Consider the following 16,229-nt stretch of genomic DNA (forward strand, 5'->3'; position numbering starts at 1 on the left):
TTTTTTTTTTTTTTTTTTTTTTTTTTTTTGTTTTTTTTTCTCTCCCCCCCCCCCCCCCCCCCCCCCCCCCGGGCGCATTCATGCGAAAATTGCTGTCCGAACGGCCGGAAACGTGGCGCCGGCGCCTACCAATGCCGTCCGGATCCTGGCCTCCAGTGCCACTGAATCGTTGAAATCGGACCAATTGATGCGGATAAACCGCCAGCCCAATTCCATGAGGTCCTTCTCGCGCTGACGTTCCAAGGCGATTGCTTCAGCGGTGGGCCTGTACTCGAAGTATTTGCCCCATCCGTCGAATTCCAGGATTAACCGGCACTCGCGCCAGGCAAAATCCGCCCTGTGCTGACCATGCCGGGTGGAAATTTTGACCTGCAGTTCCGGCATGGGCAATCTTGTGGCCGACAGGAACACCCTCGTGCGCGACTCCCCTGCAGATTCACTGTCTGAATCCAGAAATTCCAGCGCCCTTTTGGCGCGTGCGGCACCGCGCTTGACGTCACTTGCGCCAAGGAGCTCCTGCAATTCGGGGACAGTCAGACCGTTCCGAACGGCATGGTCGCCGATGATTGCCGCCTTCTCCAGGCTGAACAAGCGCGCGCAATCCAGCACCGTTTGGGCCATGGATGTCATGGGCACCTGTACGGGCCCGATTCTCGCCATGACCACGTTCCCGGCGCCGAGAGCCTGCTGGTGCAGGGCAACTCCTCCCCTACCGGTGGAATGGCCGGGGGTTTGTCCGTGGGTGAGGTGCACGATGGCTCCGCAGCCCCACGTCCGAAGACCGTGCAGTCTTGCGGCGCTTGAGTGGCTGTAGACGCCGCTACTGCGCGAGGCAAGTGCGTGGGCGATGAGTGCTACGTCGTCCCGCACCCACGGCTTTAATGCCTGCCACTGGAGCGCCTGGACGTAGGCGCCACGGTGCAGACGCACAATAATCCTTCTCGCAACGGCTGCCGTCAGAACCTTGTGCGTCAGGCCAGATGCCTCCAACATCCTGTTGGTGGCCGCACCGCGCACGGCCTTGGCGGGCCACCTCGACGCAACCAAGTGCGCAAGTTGATTAGTATCCATGCCCCATGGTTGCGCAGCAGGGACGTCCCCGAACCGGTGAACTGGCCAAATGTGGACAACTACTGGCGGCGGACAGCGTGTGGAGGAATGAAAGCGGACGGCCAACCACAGCGATTTCCGTGTGTGACTGCGGTTTGGCGGCTTGTGGGCGGTCCGTGAACCGCCCAGAAGCCGCCAAAGCGCAGTGAAGCCGCTAAAGCGCAGTTGTGCCCCAGCGCGCGGGCAGGGGCTAGAAACTGGTCATGCAGTGGGGGGACTCCGGCGCCGCAAAGAGGGAATCGAACACCGCCACAGCACCGCTGCGGACTTCACGGACGCGGCCCGCCGCCAACAAAACCCTGGCCGTGACACCGCCCAGGTACAGGCTGGAGAGTTCGCTGACACCCATGCTGAGCTCGGCCTCCACCGATCCGTCCTCGGGGCAACGCGTCACAGTGGCCTTCCCGCGGACAACCTCGATCCGGAAGATGCCAGAGGCGTGGCCCAGCGGATCGCCCACATGGATCACCAGGGATCCGTCACTGGCGTATTCCCGGGCAGCCAAGGATCCCGGGGTGTCCAGGATGCGCAGCCAGAGGTGGTCCTCGGTGGCCGTGCGCTTATAGTGGCGCTTGGCGGCAATGGCCCATTCCAGGGAGTCAACCACGGGCGCCATGTCCCAGGTGATGACGTCAATGAGGTCTAGGGACCCCAAGTAGCTCCACAGGGCCAAGTACGCCGCGTCGGTGACGGCGAGCAGGTCAACGATTTCCACGGCCGAGCGGCTCTTGTCGTCACTGGGCTTGTAGGTCACATATCCGTCCACGGCCCCGGACGCGTCATAGTGGAGCGCGGCCCGAACGTTCTTCACGGGATCGACGGCGCCGTAGTTGCCCTGGCCTGTGGCCGCCAGCCGGTACATGTCGTGGCGGCCAATGGAGCCGTAGCTCGTGGCATGGACGCGTGCAAAGATCTCATTGTGCAGGTCCCGCACGGTGCCCACGGGAGCTATTTCCACCACGCCAACCGACGCCGCGCCAGGCACAATGAAGTCCAACCCACCCTTGACGGTCACCTCGATGGTGCTGGTGTGCGTCGCCACCCCAAAGCCGAACCGCCCGTAAATGGTGGCTTCCGACGCCGTCAGCGCAGCCATGGGGATGCCCGAGGCCTTTGCCTGGGCCAGGTCGGAGTCCATCATGGCCCGCAGGAGACCTCGACGGCGATGGCTGGGACGCACTGTTACGGCAGTGATTTGGTGGACAGGAAGCAGCGTCCCGGCACCCACGTTCAGGTTTTTGCGGTGGTACGCATAGGTGGATACCGGGTACTCGGCATCCCACGCACCCGCCGGGGCCTGCGCATCGCTCAGGTAGGCGCCGGTGACCATGCGGCCGTCGACCTCCTCGCAGGCAATGTAGAACGCCAGGGCCTCCTCCGTCATGGCGTCGCCGTGGAATCCCAGCGCAACAGCCTCGGCCCATTTGCTCAGTTCTGGGGAGATCTTTCCGTCCACACGGCGCACAGGGAAGGTGCGCAGCTCGTAGGGAAATGACCGGGAAGCCCGGCTGATGGCAGGTTCATAACTCTGTGGCAAGGAGATACCTTTCGTAAACGAACAAAAGCGGTGTGGGCCCCTTGGGGTCAGTGCCCGGCGTCGTTCCAGCTGGCGCCCAGGCCCAGCTGAACTTCCAGCGGAACCAGCAGGTCTGCTGCGGAGCCCATCTGCTCCACAACCAGGGCTTTAACTGTTTCCAGCTCCCCCGGCCAGATTTCCAGGATCAATTCATCGTGGACCTGCAGCAGCATGCGGGACTTGAGGTCCTGGCGCTGCAACTCGGCAGCAACGCCGAGCATGGCGTGCTTGATGATGTCCGCCGCCGAGCCCTGGATGGGTGAGTTCAACGCGATGCGTTCGGCGAGCTCACGCAACTGGCGGTCGGCGCTGGAGAGGTCCGGCAGATAGCGGCGGCGGCCCTCGATGGTTGAGGTGTAGCCGTCCACGCGTGCTTGTTCAACCACGCCGCGGAGGTAGTCGCGCACCCCGCCGAACCGGTCAAAGTAGTCCTTGACCAGTGTCCGGGCCTCGTCCACGGAGATTTCCAGCTGCTTGGACAGGCCAAAGCTGGTCAAGCCGTAGGCCAGGCCGTAGGACATGGCCTTGACCTTGGAACGCATGGCGGAGGTGACTTCCTCCGGCGCAACACCAAACACGTGGGAGCCCACGTAGCGGTGCAGATCCTCGCCCTCGGCATAGGCCTGGATGAGTCCGGCATCGCCGGACAGGTGCGCCATGATGCGCATTTCAATCTGGGAGTAGTCGGCGGCGAGCAGGCATTCATAGCCTTCGCTGACAACAAAGATGTCCCTGACGCGGCGGCCCTCTTCCGTCCGGACAGGGATGTTCTGCAGATTGGGGTTGTTGGAGGACAAGCGGCCGGTGGCTGCCACGTTTTGCGCGTAGGTGGTGTGGATGCGGCCGTCCTCGGCCACCGACTTCTTCAGAGTCTCCACCATCTGCTTGAGCTTGGACGCTTCGCGGTGGGCCATGAGCTGGGCCAGGAACTCGTGCCCGGTCTTTTCCAGCAGTGCCTTCAGGGAGGCGGCGTCTGTGGTGTAGCCGGTCTTGATCTTCTTGGTCTTGGGCAGGCCCAGTTCCTCAAACAGGACTTCCTGCAGCTGCTTGGGCGAGCCAAGGTTGACCTCGTGGCCAATGGCTGCAAACGCGGCCTCCTGGGCGGCATTCATGGCTGCCGTGAAGTCGGCCAGCAAAACGGCCAGGCGCTCCTGCGAAATGGCAATGCCCGTCAGCTCCATCTGCGCCAACACGGCGGCCAGGGGCAGTTCCAGCTCACGCAGCAGCACAGCGGCACCGCGCTCGACCAGCAGGGGGGCAAAGTGCTCGCTGAGCAACAAGGCAACATAGCCGCGCTGCACGGCATCGGCAAAGGAGGTGTCTTCGCTCAGGCCCAAGTCAAGCTGTCCGCTGGACTCCTGCACACCGGAATCGAAGCCGACCTTCAGGTGAACCTTGCTCAGATCGGCAAGCTCATAGCTGCGACGGTCGGGCTGGATCAGGTAGCCGGACAGTGAGGTGTCGTCCTGCACGCCGGCCAGGGACAGGCCCCGCACGGACAGCGCCTTGAGCGCTTCCTTGTATTCGTGGACCACCTTGGGTGACTCGGAGACCAGCCAGGCCGCCAACGCCGATTCGAGGGCCTCGTCGGCAGTGCGCAGATCCACCACGACGGCGGAATCCGCACGGACCAGCGCCACGGCAACGGCCTCGTGCGCCAGGCCAAGTTTTTCGCTCAGCACGTCAACGGCGCACAGGCCGCCAGCGGCTTGCCACGCCTGCAACTCGGCAGCCGCGGTGACCACGCGGTGGGCGGGCACCTGGTGGGCCTCACCGGCGTCGTCCGCCTCAGCCTCGCCAAAGAGGTCAAACAGGCGCTTGCGCAGCTGGTTGAATTCCAAGGAATCGAACAGTTCCTCCACAGCGTCCCGGTCCGGGGCCTGCAGTACTGTCTGCTCCAGCGGAACCGGCAGCTCCATGTCGCGCAGGAGGTGGTTCAGGCGGCGGTTGCGCTTGACGTCGTCAACGTGCGCGCGCAGGGACTCGCCCACCTTGCCGCCAATGGCGTCCAGGTTCGCCAGGATGCCCTCGAGGCCGCCGTACTGGTTGATCCACTTGGCAGCCGTCTTGGGCCCCACGCCGGGCACACCGGGAAGGTTGTCGGCGGTTTCACCCACCAGCGCTGCCAGGTCCGAATAGCGGTTGGGCGGCACAAAGTATTTGGCCTCCACGGATGCGGCATCCATGGGCGGGATCGCGGAGATGCCCTTGGTGGGGTAAAGCACCGAAACCTTGTCGGTGATGAGCTGGAAGGCGTCGCGGTCCCCCGAAACCACCAACACGTCCCAGCCGGCGGCCTCGCCCTGGGCGGCCAGCGTGGCGATGATGTCATCGGCTTCGAAGCCGTCCACCGAAATCGTGGGAATGTTCATGGCGGCCATGACCTTGATGATCAAATCAATCTGGCCGTAGAACTCCTCGGGCGTCTTGTTGCGCCCGCCCTTGTATTCCGTGTACTCCAGTGAGCGGAAGGTGGGCGTATCCAGGTCGAACGCCACCACCACGTGGGACGGCTTGCGTTCCTTGATCATGGTCAGCAGCATGGCCGTAAAGCCGTGCACGGCGTTGGTGTGCTGGCCTGACTGCGTCACAAACTTATCCACGGGCATGGCGTAAAAAGCCCTGAAAGCCATGGAGTGGCCGTCAATGACCAGGAGGCGCGGCGTTGCGTCATCCGAGCGTCCAGATTCGGGGGTGGTTGGTGCGTTGGACTGGGGGGCCGTTTTGGCAGATTCACTCACAAGTGCCAGCCTAGTCATCATGAGCAAAAATTTCACACCGCATCCCCTGGCCGATGAACTATTGGCCGCAGGGGTCCCCGAGGAAATTCACCCGATGCTGGGCCACCATGGTGTGGGCACGCTGGTGGGCAGGATGGGCATCGTGTTCACCCACATGTCCGTGGAGTCCATGGTTGCCACCATGCCGGTGGACGGCAACACGCAGGTGACGGGGTTGCTGCACGGCGGCGCACACGTGGTTCTGGCCGAGACGCTGGGCTCCTTCGCCGCCGCTTTCCACGCCGGCCCCGGCAGCAAGGTGGTGGGCATTGAGATCAATGCCACACACCACAGGGGCGTCGCCGCGGGACTGGTCACGGGCACCGCAACACCCATTCACCTGGGCCGCACGTTGGCCACCCACGAGGTGGTCATGACCGATGAGCAGGGCCGCCGGCTTTCAACCTGCCGCATCACCAACATGATCCTGAGTGTGTAACCCACCCCGTTAACGTACGACGCCGGCCACTGACCATCCGTTTGAAGCGGAAGGTCAGTGGCCGGCGTCGTACGTTAAAACGGTGCTTAGAACAAGTGGTCCATGAGGGCAAAGAACGGCTCGTTCAGGTGCGGCACGATCAAGACGATGCCCATGACCACGGCCAGGACGCAGAAACCGAAGCACACGTAGGAGCCCCATTTGGCGGCCTGGTTGACGTGTTGCGCGTCATCGCCGCTCACGGCTGTGAGGCGCACACCCAGTGAGTACATGACAACCACGAACCCGGCACCCACCAGGGTGGTCAGGGCTACTGAGACAAATCCGAACCAGTCGATCATGGCTTCTCCTTCGTGGCGGCTGTCTCTTCGTCAACGGCAGTAGCGGCAGGAACCCCAGGCGCGGCGGCAGCTGCGGGAACCGGCGGAGCCTTCTCCTTAGGCTTGGGAGCGGCAACAGCCTTGGCCTTGGCCTTGGGCGGCTCGGCAGCCTTGGTCATGGCCTTCAAGACGGCGGTGTCGGCCCGGTCCAGTGCGGCCTGGGCCGTGGCGCGGATGGCCGCAGCCTCAGCGGCACGCTTGGCGGCCTTCTCGGCAGTCTTCTCAGCGGCACGGGCCTTGGCGGCCAGACGCTCGCGTTCCTTCTTGCTCGGAATGTGCAGGGCCTCGCCCACAGCATCCACGTCACTGATTGCGTTGCTGTGGTCAACGGTTTCGCGCTGGGACAGGACAAACATGATCAGGATGGCACTCAAGCCCAGGACGGCAACTATCACGATGCCAACAGTTCCTGTGCGGATCAGCAAGGCAGCCAGGCCGCCCACAAACGCGGCGGCGGGCAGGGTCAAGAGCCAGGTGATGCCGATCTTGCCAATGGCACCCCAGCGGACGGTTGCACCCTTGCGGCCCAGGCCCGAACCAATCACGGAGCCGGAGGCAACGTGCGTGGTGGAGAGCGCAAAGCCCAAGTGGCTGGAGGCCAAAATGGCTGCCGCCGTGCTGGTTTCAGCCGCGAAACCCTGGGCGGGCTTCACATCTGTCAGGCCGGAGCCCAGGGTGCGGATGATGCGCCAGCCACCGGCATAGGTGCCGGCCGCGATGGCGATGGCACAGGTGGCGATGACCCAGAAGTGCGGACCAGTCCCGGCCTGCTGCAGACCCGAGGCGACCAGGACCAAGGTGATGACACCCATGGTCTTCTGGGCGTCATTGGTGCCGTGGGCAAGGGCCACCAGCGAGGAACTGAAGACCTGGCCGCGGCGGAAACCGCCGCGCTTCTGCGTGAGTTTGTCACCGGAGTCCGGGTCCGAACGCTTGGTGATGGAGTACGCGAGCTTGGTGCAGATGAAGGCGACCAGACCGGCAATGGTGGGGGCCAACAGTGCCGGCAGCAGCACCTTGGAGACAACCACCATGAAGTTCACCGCCCCGAATGACCAGGTGCCCACAATGGCTGCACCGATCAAGCCACCGAAGAGGGCGTGCGATGAGCTGGAGGGCAGGCCCAGGAGCCAGGTGAACAGATTCCACAACACGGCACCCATCAAACCGGCAAAGATCATCTCGGGGGTGATCGAAACACCGTTGGGTCCGCCCTCATTGATGATGCCGCCGGAGATGGTCTTGGCCACCTCCGTGGAGAGAAAAGCTCCCACAAGGTTAAGAATCGCGGCCAGTGCTACGGCCGTCTTGGGCTTAATGGCGCCTGTGGCAATGGGTGTGGCCATTGCGTTGGCGGTGTCGTGAAAGCCGTTCGTAAAATCAAAGAAAAGGGCTAGTGCTATGACAAGCACAACCATGAAGGTGAGATCCACCCGCGGTCCAATCTAAAGAGGGCAATTGCGGACTGAAAAAGTCTAATAGGAAAAGCAGCACGCAGCGGCCGCGGAGCACGGACGCCCCGGGCAACATGTGTATACAACCTTATGATCGTACTGCGATTTTCCCGGAGCAAACACTTATTTCTCCGCTGCTCTCTTTCGCCAGCAGGGCAGGAACAGTGTGACGCCCGGGTGTCCGGCGCTAGGCTGGGGACCACGGCCACCCGTTCGGCGCAGTGATGGAACACACGAAAAAGGAAACCTCCCATGAGTAACTTGGAAGTGGCACCGCCGGAGCTGACCTGCCCCAGTATTCCGGGCACCGTGGCGGTTTTGGTGCCCCGCGGGGTGCCCCTGGGTGGCCCCCGCGCCATGCCTGTGCGCCGGACTCTCCCCCAACGTGAGCGGTCCCTCATCGGGGCATGGTGCTTCCTGGATCACTACGGCCCGGACAATGTTGCATCCACAGGCGGCATGGCCGTTCCCCCGCATCCACACACGGGCCTGCAGACGGTCAGCTGGCTGTTCACCGGCGAGATCGAGCACGCCGATAGTGCTGGATATCACGCCATCGTCCGGCCCGGTGAGCTGAATCTAATGACGGCCGGGCGGGGCATCAGCCACTCCGAGTACTCCACACCGGCCACCACCACCCTGCACGGCGCGCAGCTGTGGGTGGCGCTGCCGGAGCACGCACGTTTCACGGATCCAGGATTTGAGCACTACGCCCCTGAAGCTGTGGCCCTGCCCGCGGCCATGGTGCGGGTCTTCCTGGGTTCGCTCGCCGGGCAGACTTCCCCCGTGGCGACCTTCACGCCGCTGCTGGGTGCTGAAATACTGCTCGACGCCGGCGCCGCCCTCACCTTGAACGTGCGCGAAGACTTTGAGCACGGCATTCTGGTGGATCAAGGGGCGCTCAGCGTTTCCGGGACGCCCCTGACCTATGCCGAGCTGGGCTATGTTGGCCCGGGACATGCGGAGCTGACCCTGGTGGCCGGACCGGATCCCGTACGCCTGTTGCTCATTGGCGGGCCGCCGCTGGGCGAATCCATTGTCATGTGGTGGAACTTTGTGGGCCGCACGCACGAGGAGATACTCGCGTTCAGGCGGGCGTGGCAGAACGAAATTGGGGCGGACGGCGCTGGAGTGGCGCAGGCTTCAGCTGAGCAAGCTGGCACTGACGACGCCGGAACCCGCTTTGGCCTGCCGCCCCACCCCACCGACGCACCCCTGCCCGCTCCCGTGCTGCCAGCCGTGAGACTTCGCCCCCGCAGCAACCCGAGCTGAGGAAGCGGCCGCCCCGTGGAGCGACTGACCACGCGGTCAGTGCGCAGATAACGCCCTCAAAAAGCATCTTGAGGGCGTTATCTGCGCACTCGCGGTAGGGAGTGCGTCAGGGTGAATCAAATCTAGCCCTTGCGGAGGTTTTCGCGCACCATGGGGGCCACCTTCGTGGCGTAGAGCTCGATGCTCTTCATCATGGCCTGGTGCGGCAGTGTGCCGTGGCTGTACTTCAGGTCAAACCGTGACAGGCCCAGCGCCTTGGCCACCGTGGTGATCTTGGCGGCCACAGTTTCCGGGGAACCCACCATCAGGGCGCCGCGCGGACCGGCCGTCGCCTCAAATTCGGCGCGGGTGATGGGCGGCCAGCCGCGGTCGCGGCCAATGCGGTTGTGCATGGCCTCGTAGTGCGGCCACAGCTCATCCTTGGCCTGCTGGTCGGTGTCGGCAATGTGGCCCGGCGAGTGGACGCCGATGGGCTGCTCCGGCTGGCCAAATTCCTTCAGGGCCCTGTGGTAGAGCTCGGCAAACGGGGCAAACTGCTGCGGTTCCCCGCCAATGATGGCCAACATCAACGGCATGCCGTAGTGGGCCGCCCGGACCACCGACTGTGGGCTGCCACCCACGGCAACCCAGGTCTTCAGCGTGCCCGATTCGGTGTGCGGGTACACCATCTGATCAGTCAGGGCCGGGCGCGTGTTGCCGCTCCAATTTACCGGACCCTGCTTGCGCACCTCATTGAACAGTTCGAGCTTCTCCTCAAAGAGTTCCTCATACTTTTCCAGGTCGAACCCAAAGAGCGGGAACGATTCCGTAAACGACCCACGGCCCAGGATGACCTCCGCGCGGCCGTTGGAGACGGCGTCGAGCGTGGAAAAGCGCTGGAATACGCGGATGGGATCATCGGAGCTGAGTACAGTCACGGCCGAGCCCAGGCGAATCCGCTCAGTCTTCCCAGCGATGGCGGCCAGCACCATGTCCGGGGCAGAGACGGCAAAATCGTCGCGGTGGTGCTCCCCCACGCCAAAGTAGTCCAGACCCAGCGTGTCGGCCAGCACAGCCTGCTCGACGACGTCACGAATCACCTGTGCCGCCTGCTGGGGAACGCCGTGCTCATCCACTGTGATGTCACCAAAGGTGTCTAGGCCCAGCTCGATGGTTCCGTTTGTCATGGGAGTACCGTCCATCTCTCTCGAAAAGTCCGGGACATCAGGCACCCCGGCATTGAATATGCGTTTGCATCTACTTTCAAAACCGGGTGCCGGTGAATTCTATTCCCGCGCGGCTACTGGGTGAGCTGGGCTGCCTTGCTGCGGTAGACGGCCAGGAAGGAGGAGATGCGCCGCACGGCCTCTTCAATGTCGCCCACGGAGGGCAGGATGACAAAGCGGAAGTGGTCCGGTGTTGGCCAGTGGAAGGCTGTGCCGTGGCTGACCAGGATCTTCTGGTCCTGCAGGAGATCGATCACGAACTTTTCATCGGATTCGATGGGGTACATGGCCGGATCCAGCTTCACGAACAGGTACATGGCACCCGCCGCCGGCACGCAGGACACCCCGGGCAGGGCGTTGAGGAGCTTGGCGGCGAGGTCGCGCTGCTCGCGCAGCCGTCCGCCGGGCTTGGTGAGGTCGTTGATGCTTTGGTAGCCGCCCAGGGATGTTTGGATGGCGTGCTGGGCCGGAACGTTAGCGCACAGACGCAATGAGGCCAGCAGTTCCAGGGACTCCTTGAACCCTGCCATGGCGGCACGGGGACCGGACAGTGCCACCCAGCCAGCACGGTAGCCGGGCATCCGGTACGCCTTGGACAGGCCGCTGAAGGTGAGCGTGCAGACGTCCTTGGACATGGCGGCCATGTGGATGTGGGTGCGGCCGTCGTACAGGATCTTCTCGTAGATCTCATCCGAGAAAATCACCAGATCATGCTTGCGGGCCAGCTCTATAAAAGCCTCCAGAATGTGGTGTGGGTACACAGCCCCCGTGGGGTTATTCGGGTTGATGATGACGATGGCGCGGGTCTTGGGCGTGATCTTGGCCTCGACGTCGGCCATGTCCGGCCACCACTCGTTGTCCTCATCGCACAGGTAGTGCACGGGGACGCCGCCGGTGAGCGTGACCGAGGCCGTCCACAGGGGATAGTCGGGTGCGGGGATGAGGACCTCGTCACCGTTCTCCAGGAACGCCTGCAGCGTCATGGAAATGAGTTCGCTGACGCCGTTGCCCACAAAAATGTCATCCACCCCAATGGTCATCAAACCCTTGGTTTGGTAGTACTGGGAGATGGCCGTACGCGCGGAGAAGATGCCTTTGGAATCACTGTAACCCTGGGCGCCGCGCAGGTGGTGAATCATGTCCACCACAATGGATTCCGGCGCCTCCAGGCCAAAGGGTGCCGTGTCGCCAAGGTTCATGCGCAGGATGCGGTGCCCCTCCGCCTCCATCTTCTGGGCGGCGTGCAGGATGGGCCCGCGAAGTTCGTAGCGAACGTTGGCCAATTTGGAAGAAAATTGCATATTGCGCATGCATTCCATCTTCACACAATGCTGGGGACATGCTGTGGATTTGTCCAAATATCGGGCATGCACCCTGCGTGGGCTGCGGCTGGGCGGGCCGCCTTGCGCACCAATGCTGACCTTGGCGCCGAGATGCATGGTTACCCGCGGCATCTTGCGGCTAAGGTCAGCAGTCGATGCCTGCCACCATCCGCAACGGAACCATTGCGCCTGGCTCCGGCGCAACGCGGCACCCACAAAGCCTGGGGCTCCAACCATTGCTTGTTCGCAGCAAATGCGGCAGTGTCTGCCCTGCCGGTGAACGGTTCACTAGCATTGCGCTGTGCGCGCCGGATCTCCAGTTCTGGGAGGACGAATGTTTGTCGGTGAAACACCACCGCAGGGCGCAGGGCCCTGGGGCAGCAAGTGGGTGGTTGATCACGGTCGCGTCGTTTATCTTCAGGCCGTCTCCGGCATCGGCCGTGGACGGGGCATGCTTTTCGTCCTGGTCCACGCAGACGGTACTCTCCCCTTGGAAACCGTCTGGGAGTCGGGGCTCAAGAACCCCGTTACCCGGGAACCGTACTTCGTGATGCGGTTCTCCTTATTTGGAATAGGCGAGAAAGCACACCAAAACCATGGAATCTGGCCCTTCGCATTCATGGACGAGTCTGAGGAAAACACTTGATGCGCACCGCGGCCGAGGCACTGCTCGTCTATGGACTGTCCTACGACGGGCTCAGCTACAAGGACGGCTACACCTCGTTGCACCCGGCCTAGAGCGTGGGCAGCAGCTGCTCCTTGACTTGCTTGCGCAGGATCTTGCCCAACATGGAGCGCGGCATGTCAGCAACGGCCACAATCCGCACGGGCACCTTGTAGCCGGCCATGCGCTCCCGGCAATACGCCCGCAAAGCGTCCTCATCGAGTTCTGTCCCGGGCTCCAGGACGACGGCGGCCACCACCATTTCCCCACCCCGCTCCAGCGGCTTGCCAAAGACGGCGGCGTCGGCCACGCCGTCGTGCTGGCGCAGAACCGCCTCCACCTCGGACGGGGAAACGTTGAAGCCGCCCGTGATGACCAGTTCCTTCATCCTGTCCACGATGGTGGTGAAACCGTCGGCGTCCACCGTGACGATGTCGCCCGTGCGCAACCAACCGTCGGCCGTGAGCACCTTGGCCGTTTCCTCGGGATTGTTCCAATAGCCCTGGAACACTTGCGGGCCCTTCAGGAGCAGTTCCCCGCGCTCGCCCTGGGCCACGTCAACGCTGGGATCGTCCACGTGGGCCACCCTCATCAGCGTGGAGGGGAACGGAACACCGATGGTGCCATTGCGACGCGTGGGGTGGAACGGGTTGCCCAGTGCCACGGGTGAGGATTCGGTCATGCCATAGCCCTCCACCAGCAGGCCGCCGGAGACAGATTCCCACAGCTCCACCACATGGTCAGGCAGGTTCATGGCGCCGGAGATGCAGTACTTGCACGAACGCAGGGAGACCCCCTTTTCCCTGGCTGCAAGGGCAGTGCGCTCGTAGATGGGCGGCACGGCGCAGTACACGGTGGCCGGTGACTTCTTCATGGCGGCCAGCACCAGCTCGGTGTCGAATTTGGGGAACAGCACCAGCAAGCCCTGCTTGCGGATGCCGAAGGTGAGGTACAGGGTCATGCCGAAGGCGTGGAACATGGGCAAGATGGCGTAGAGAATTTCCTTGCGCTCCTGCGCGCCGTGCATCCACGCCTCACCCTGCAGGGCATTGGCGTAAAGGTTGGCGTGGGTCAGCATGGCGCCCTTGGGATTTCCCGTAGTGCCGGAGGTGTAGCCGATCACCGCCAGGTCCTGCACATCGGGGCGCGGGTGGGCGGGGCTGATCCTGTCGTGGGACAGCAAATCCTTCCAGGCGATGGTGCCCGGCGCAGGGGCGCTGAGTGCTGCCCGCGTCTCCCGGAGCTTTTTCAGCGGCAAACCAAGGGCCAGGCGCTTGGCGGCCGGGAACGCGTCCAAGAGGTTGACCGCCACAATGTGGTCGACCTTCACATCGACGGGAAACTCCTGGACGGCTGCCACGGCCTTGTCCCAGACGATGACAACGCGGGCCTGGTGGTCCTCGAAATGGTGCCGGAGCTCGCGTGAGGTGTACAGCGGGTTGTGTTCCACCACCACGGCCCCCAGGCGCAGGATGGCGTAAAACGCAATCACATGCTGCGGGCAGTTGGGCAGGATGAGGGCCACCCTGTCACCCGCCTTGACGCCCAGGCAGCGCAAACCCTCGGCTGCCTGTTCCACCTGCTCCCCCAATGCGCGGTAGCTGGTCCGGCGGCCAAAGAACTCCATGGCCGGGCTCTCCCCGGCTTCGGCGACCGAGTGCTCAAACATGGCCACCAAAGAATCAGTAGGCAGCTCAATCTCTGCCGGGACTCCGGGTTGGTAGTTCTTCACCCACGGCTGGGTTGGAATGTTCTGCGCTTCGGTGGTGGACTGCTCAATGTTCGCCATGCCACCATTTTGCCGCCAACGGCACAAGGGTGTCGAATGCCGATGGTGAGGCAGCGGCGAACGGGAGATGGCAGCGCCAGGCGGGGTGTCCGGCGTCGACCGTCAGGGGAAAAATACGCTAAATCAAGCCATTTTTGGGCTGTCGGGTTTCTCACAATAAAAAGATTCTGCGCTCCCTTAGCACACCCCCGGGAGCCCATGGACCGGCGATGATTGCTAAGCTAAGAGGTCGGACATGGCCCCCAATGCTGGGCAGCTGCCGCCAACACTCTCATTCTTCAAAGGAGAACAACGCCTCAATGACATCCGTGGCCACTGAATCACTGCGTGACCAGCTCTGGAATCGCCGTTACGACGAGAACATTGCACCCATCACCGAGCTCTGCGACACCCTGGCGGAAGCCCGGCCCGAGCAGCAGGTGGCCTATGTGGACCCCGTTCACGATGTCGACGAGTGCAAGATCATCAGCTTGTTCTCCAACGTTGGCGAGATGGACAGCTCAGGTTTCATCACCGCAGGCGACGAGCAGGCAGCCACCCGCCTGCTGGGCATCCACTGGCAGATCGGCCTGCGGCCCAGCTTGGTCATGCCGTGGAATGTGCACCCCTGGTTCACCCCGGGCGAGCCCAACGGCCGCCTCACGGCACCGCAGATCGAGCAGGGCCTGCGCCCGCTGGTGAAGTTCATGACGCTGGTCCCTCGCGCATCGGCCCTGGTGGCCCACGGTACTGAGGCGCACCGCCTGGCCGACCAGCTCCTGAAGGCCCAGGGCCCCATGCTGTACAAGCGCGGCTTCGGCATTTACAAGGTCCGTTCACTCTCGGGCCGCAGCTTTGCCGGTTCGCCCGAGCGCCAGGAGCAGTGGCTGCTGGAATCGGCCAAGGCCTACGCCGAGTCCATGACCCGCAACGGCATCCCCGTCAAGGGCCGCTAGTTTTTCCAACTGACCCGCAGAAAACGGCGAAAAATCGATCAAAATCGCGATTTTTCGGCGTTTTCTGCGGGTCAGTTTGGTTTTAAGGATTCGGCGGCGGGCACCTGCCACTCCTGTGGAACCTGTCTCTGCGGTAGGCTCGGCCCATGAGTGACTGCGCCACGCAGCGGGGAATTCGGAACCGGCAGTCGAGGATTCGCACTGTCGCGGCTGCCTGTGTGACGGCGGCCCTGGCCCTGGCCGCGTGCACGCCCGGCTCCACTAGCCCCAGTTCTACGCCGCTGCAGAGCGGTTCGGCCGCGGCACCCGGCAACACGCGTGATGTGGTGAGTGGACTCAACGCCCCCTGGTCAATGGTGATGTTGGGCGAGGACTCCCTTGTACTCAGCGAACGGGACACGGGGCAGATCCTTGAAGTGTCGGCGCAGGGGTCTCAACGGGTCATCGGCGTGGTCCCCGGAGTTGTCCATTCCGGCGAAGGTGGTCTGCTGGGCCTGGCTGTGCGGCCGGGCGGTTGTGATGGGAAACCAGTGCCGGATCCGGTCACGGGCTGCGCGGAGCTCTACGCCTACTTCACCGCAGAAAGCGACAACCGGATTGTCCGCATGCCACTGCAAGGTGCGGCCGGAGCCCGGACCTTGGGCGCCCCCACAGTCATCCTTGAGGGTATTGCCAAAGCGGGCAACCACAATGGCGGCCGCTTGGCGTTCGGCCCCGATGGGATGCTGTACGCAACCTCCGGCGACGCAGGGAACCGAAATGCGGCCCAAGATCCCAACTCCCTGTCGGGAAAGATCCTTCGTCTAACTCCCGACGGCGAAATACCCGCCGACAACCCCTTCCCGGGGAGCCCCGTTTGGTCGTTGGGGCACAGGAACCCGCAAGGCATTGCCTGGGATGGGCAGGGCAGGATGTGGGCTTCAGAATTTGGCCAAAATACATGGGATGAGCTCAACGAGATCACAGCCGGGGCGAACTACGGTTGGCCGCTGGTGGAAGGCACGGGCAATGACGCCCGCTTTGTGAATCCGGTCCTCCAGTGGAACACCGATGAGGCAAGTCCCAGTGGGATCGCGATCGACGGGACCACTCTCTACATGGCTGCCCTGCGCGGGCAGCGACTCTGGGTTATTGACGTGGCCCAGACGCCCCGGGCCGAGTCCCGTTTGGTGGGAGAACTGGGCAGGCTCCGCGATGTGGCATTGACCAGCGACGGCCGCCTGTACGTTCTCACGAACAACACAGACGGCCGCGGCAGCCCAAAAAAGGGTGACGACAGGATCGTGGCAGTGCCGAGGTAGCC

12 protein-coding genes are annotated in these 16,229 nt (G+C 63.3%); 4 read left to right on the forward strand and 8 right to left on the reverse strand.

Annotated features, from left to right (window positions below; all coding sequences use genetic code 11):
• Nucleotides 1–78: 78 nt before the first annotated feature.
• The 3 genes from ACX80Q_RS16035 to polA all read right to left on the reverse strand — a co-directional run bounded on the left by ACX80Q_RS16035 (nt 79) and on the right by polA (nt 5,445).
• Nucleotides 79–1,071, reverse strand: a complete 993-nt coding sequence (locus tag ACX80Q_RS16035) for a type IV toxin-antitoxin system AbiEi family antitoxin domain-containing protein (RefSeq protein ID WP_459331530.1) — start codon at nt 1,069–1,071, stop codon at nt 79–81.
• Nucleotides 1,072–1,300: 229 nt separating this feature from the next.
• Nucleotides 1,301–2,647 carry a GNAT family N-acetyltransferase gene (locus ACX80Q_RS16040; protein WP_459331531.1) on the reverse strand — a complete coding sequence of 449 codons (1,347 nt, stop codon included), beginning with the start codon at nt 2,645–2,647 and terminating at the stop codon, nt 1,301–1,303.
• A gap of 47 nt (nt 2,648–2,694) precedes the next feature.
• Nucleotides 2,695–5,445, reverse strand: a complete 2,751-nt coding sequence (gene polA, locus ACX80Q_RS16045) for a DNA polymerase I (protein WP_459331559.1) — start codon at nt 5,443–5,445, stop codon at nt 2,695–2,697.
• Between the two features lies 1 nt (nt 5,446).
• Between polA and ACX80Q_RS16050 the strand changes: the two genes are divergently transcribed.
• The gene (locus tag ACX80Q_RS16050; protein WP_459331532.1) at nt 5,447–5,905 is read left to right on the forward strand and encodes a hotdog fold thioesterase; all 459 of its coding nucleotides are present in this window, start codon (nt 5,447–5,449) and stop codon (nt 5,903–5,905) included.
• An 86-nt stretch (nt 5,906–5,991) separates the two neighbouring features.
• Here ACX80Q_RS16050 and ACX80Q_RS16055 read toward each other — a convergent pair whose 3' ends face one another.
• Together ACX80Q_RS16055 and ACX80Q_RS16060 are read right to left on the reverse strand one after the other, a co-directional pair.
• Nucleotides 5,992–6,246 carry a hypothetical protein gene (locus tag ACX80Q_RS16055; RefSeq protein ID WP_459331533.1) on the reverse strand — a complete coding sequence of 85 codons (255 nt, stop codon included), beginning with the start codon at nt 6,244–6,246 and terminating at the stop codon, nt 5,992–5,994.
• Nucleotides 6,243–7,718: an inorganic phosphate transporter gene (locus ACX80Q_RS16060; protein WP_459331534.1), complete on the reverse strand. Its 1,476-nt coding sequence runs from the start codon at nt 7,716–7,718 to the stop codon at nt 6,243–6,245. Before ACX80Q_RS16060 ends, ACX80Q_RS16055 begins: the two co-directional genes overlap by 4 nt.
• Before the next feature lie 273 nt (nt 7,719–7,991).
• Between ACX80Q_RS16060 and ACX80Q_RS16065 the strand changes: the two genes are divergently transcribed.
• On the forward strand, nt 7,992–9,011 hold the full coding sequence (locus ACX80Q_RS16065; protein WP_459331535.1) for a pirin family protein: 1,020 nt from the start codon (nt 7,992–7,994) through the stop codon (nt 9,009–9,011).
• A 122-nt stretch (nt 9,012–9,133) separates the two neighbouring features.
• Here ACX80Q_RS16065 and ACX80Q_RS16070 read toward each other — a convergent pair whose 3' ends face one another.
• The 3 genes from ACX80Q_RS16070 to ACX80Q_RS16080 form a co-directional block, all read right to left on the reverse strand.
• Entirely contained in the window at nt 9,134–10,177 is a 1,044-nt protein-coding gene (locus ACX80Q_RS16070; protein WP_459331536.1) for an LLM class flavin-dependent oxidoreductase, read from the reverse strand.
• A gap of 113 nt (nt 10,178–10,290) precedes the next feature.
• Nucleotides 10,291–11,526 carry a pyridoxal phosphate-dependent aminotransferase gene (locus ACX80Q_RS16075; protein WP_459331537.1) on the reverse strand — a complete coding sequence of 412 codons (1,236 nt, stop codon included), beginning with the start codon at nt 11,524–11,526 and terminating at the stop codon, nt 10,291–10,293.
• Between the two features lie 746 nt (nt 11,527–12,272).
• Nucleotides 12,273–13,991, reverse strand: coding sequence for a long-chain-fatty-acid--CoA ligase (locus ACX80Q_RS16080; RefSeq protein WP_459331538.1), 1,719 nt, complete (start codon nt 13,989–13,991; stop codon nt 12,273–12,275).
• A gap of 299 nt (nt 13,992–14,290) precedes the next feature.
• On the opposite strand from ACX80Q_RS16080, the gene ACX80Q_RS16085 reads away from it, so the two are divergent.
• Both ACX80Q_RS16085 and ACX80Q_RS16090 read left to right on the forward strand, forming a co-directional pair.
• A complete protein-coding gene (locus tag ACX80Q_RS16085; protein WP_459331539.1) occupies nt 14,291–14,926 on the forward strand; it encodes a uracil-DNA glycosylase family protein in 636 nt (211 codons plus the stop codon).
• 146 nt (nt 14,927–15,072) lie between these two features.
• On the forward strand, nt 15,073–16,227 hold the full coding sequence (locus ACX80Q_RS16090; RefSeq protein WP_459331540.1) for a PQQ-dependent sugar dehydrogenase: 1,155 nt from the start codon (nt 15,073–15,075) through the stop codon (nt 16,225–16,227).
• The last annotated feature ends 2 nt before the right edge of the window (nt 16,228–16,229 follow it).

It is taken from the genome of Arthrobacter sp. HLT1-20 (genome assembly GCF_054510895.1).

What these genes read in the sequence shown, in the direction of transcription:
- ACX80Q_RS16035 (WP_459331530.1), bottom strand. Translation starts at nt 1,071, where the DNA reads ATGGATACTAATCAACTTGCGCACTTGGTTGCGTCGAGGTGGCCCGCC.
- ACX80Q_RS16090 (WP_459331540.1), top strand. Translation starts at nt 15,073, where the DNA reads ATGAGTGACTGCGCCACGCAGCGGGGAATTCGGAACCGGCAGTCGAGG.
- ACX80Q_RS16085 (WP_459331539.1), top strand. Translation starts at nt 14,291, where the DNA reads ATGACATCCGTGGCCACTGAATCACTGCGTGACCAGCTCTGGAATCGC.
- ACX80Q_RS16075 (WP_459331537.1), bottom strand. Translation starts at nt 11,526, where the DNA reads ATGCGCAATATGCAATTTTCTTCCAAATTGGCCAACGTTCGCTACGAA.
- polA (WP_459331559.1), bottom strand. Translation starts at nt 5,445, where the DNA reads ATGACTAGGCTGGCACTTGTGAGTGAATCTGCCAAAACGGCCCCCCAG.
- ACX80Q_RS16065 (WP_459331535.1), top strand. Translation starts at nt 7,992, where the DNA reads ATGAGTAACTTGGAAGTGGCACCGCCGGAGCTGACCTGCCCCAGTATT.
- ACX80Q_RS16050 (WP_459331532.1), top strand. Translation starts at nt 5,447, where the DNA reads ATGAGCAAAAATTTCACACCGCATCCCCTGGCCGATGAACTATTGGCC.
- ACX80Q_RS16080 (WP_459331538.1), bottom strand. Translation starts at nt 13,991, where the DNA reads ATGGCGAACATTGAGCAGTCCACCACCGAAGCGCAGAACATTCCAACC.
- ACX80Q_RS16055 (WP_459331533.1), bottom strand. Translation starts at nt 6,246, where the DNA reads ATGATCGACTGGTTCGGATTTGTCTCAGTAGCCCTGACCACCCTGGTG.
- ACX80Q_RS16070 (WP_459331536.1), bottom strand. Translation starts at nt 10,177, where the DNA reads ATGACAAACGGAACCATCGAGCTGGGCCTAGACACCTTTGGTGACATC.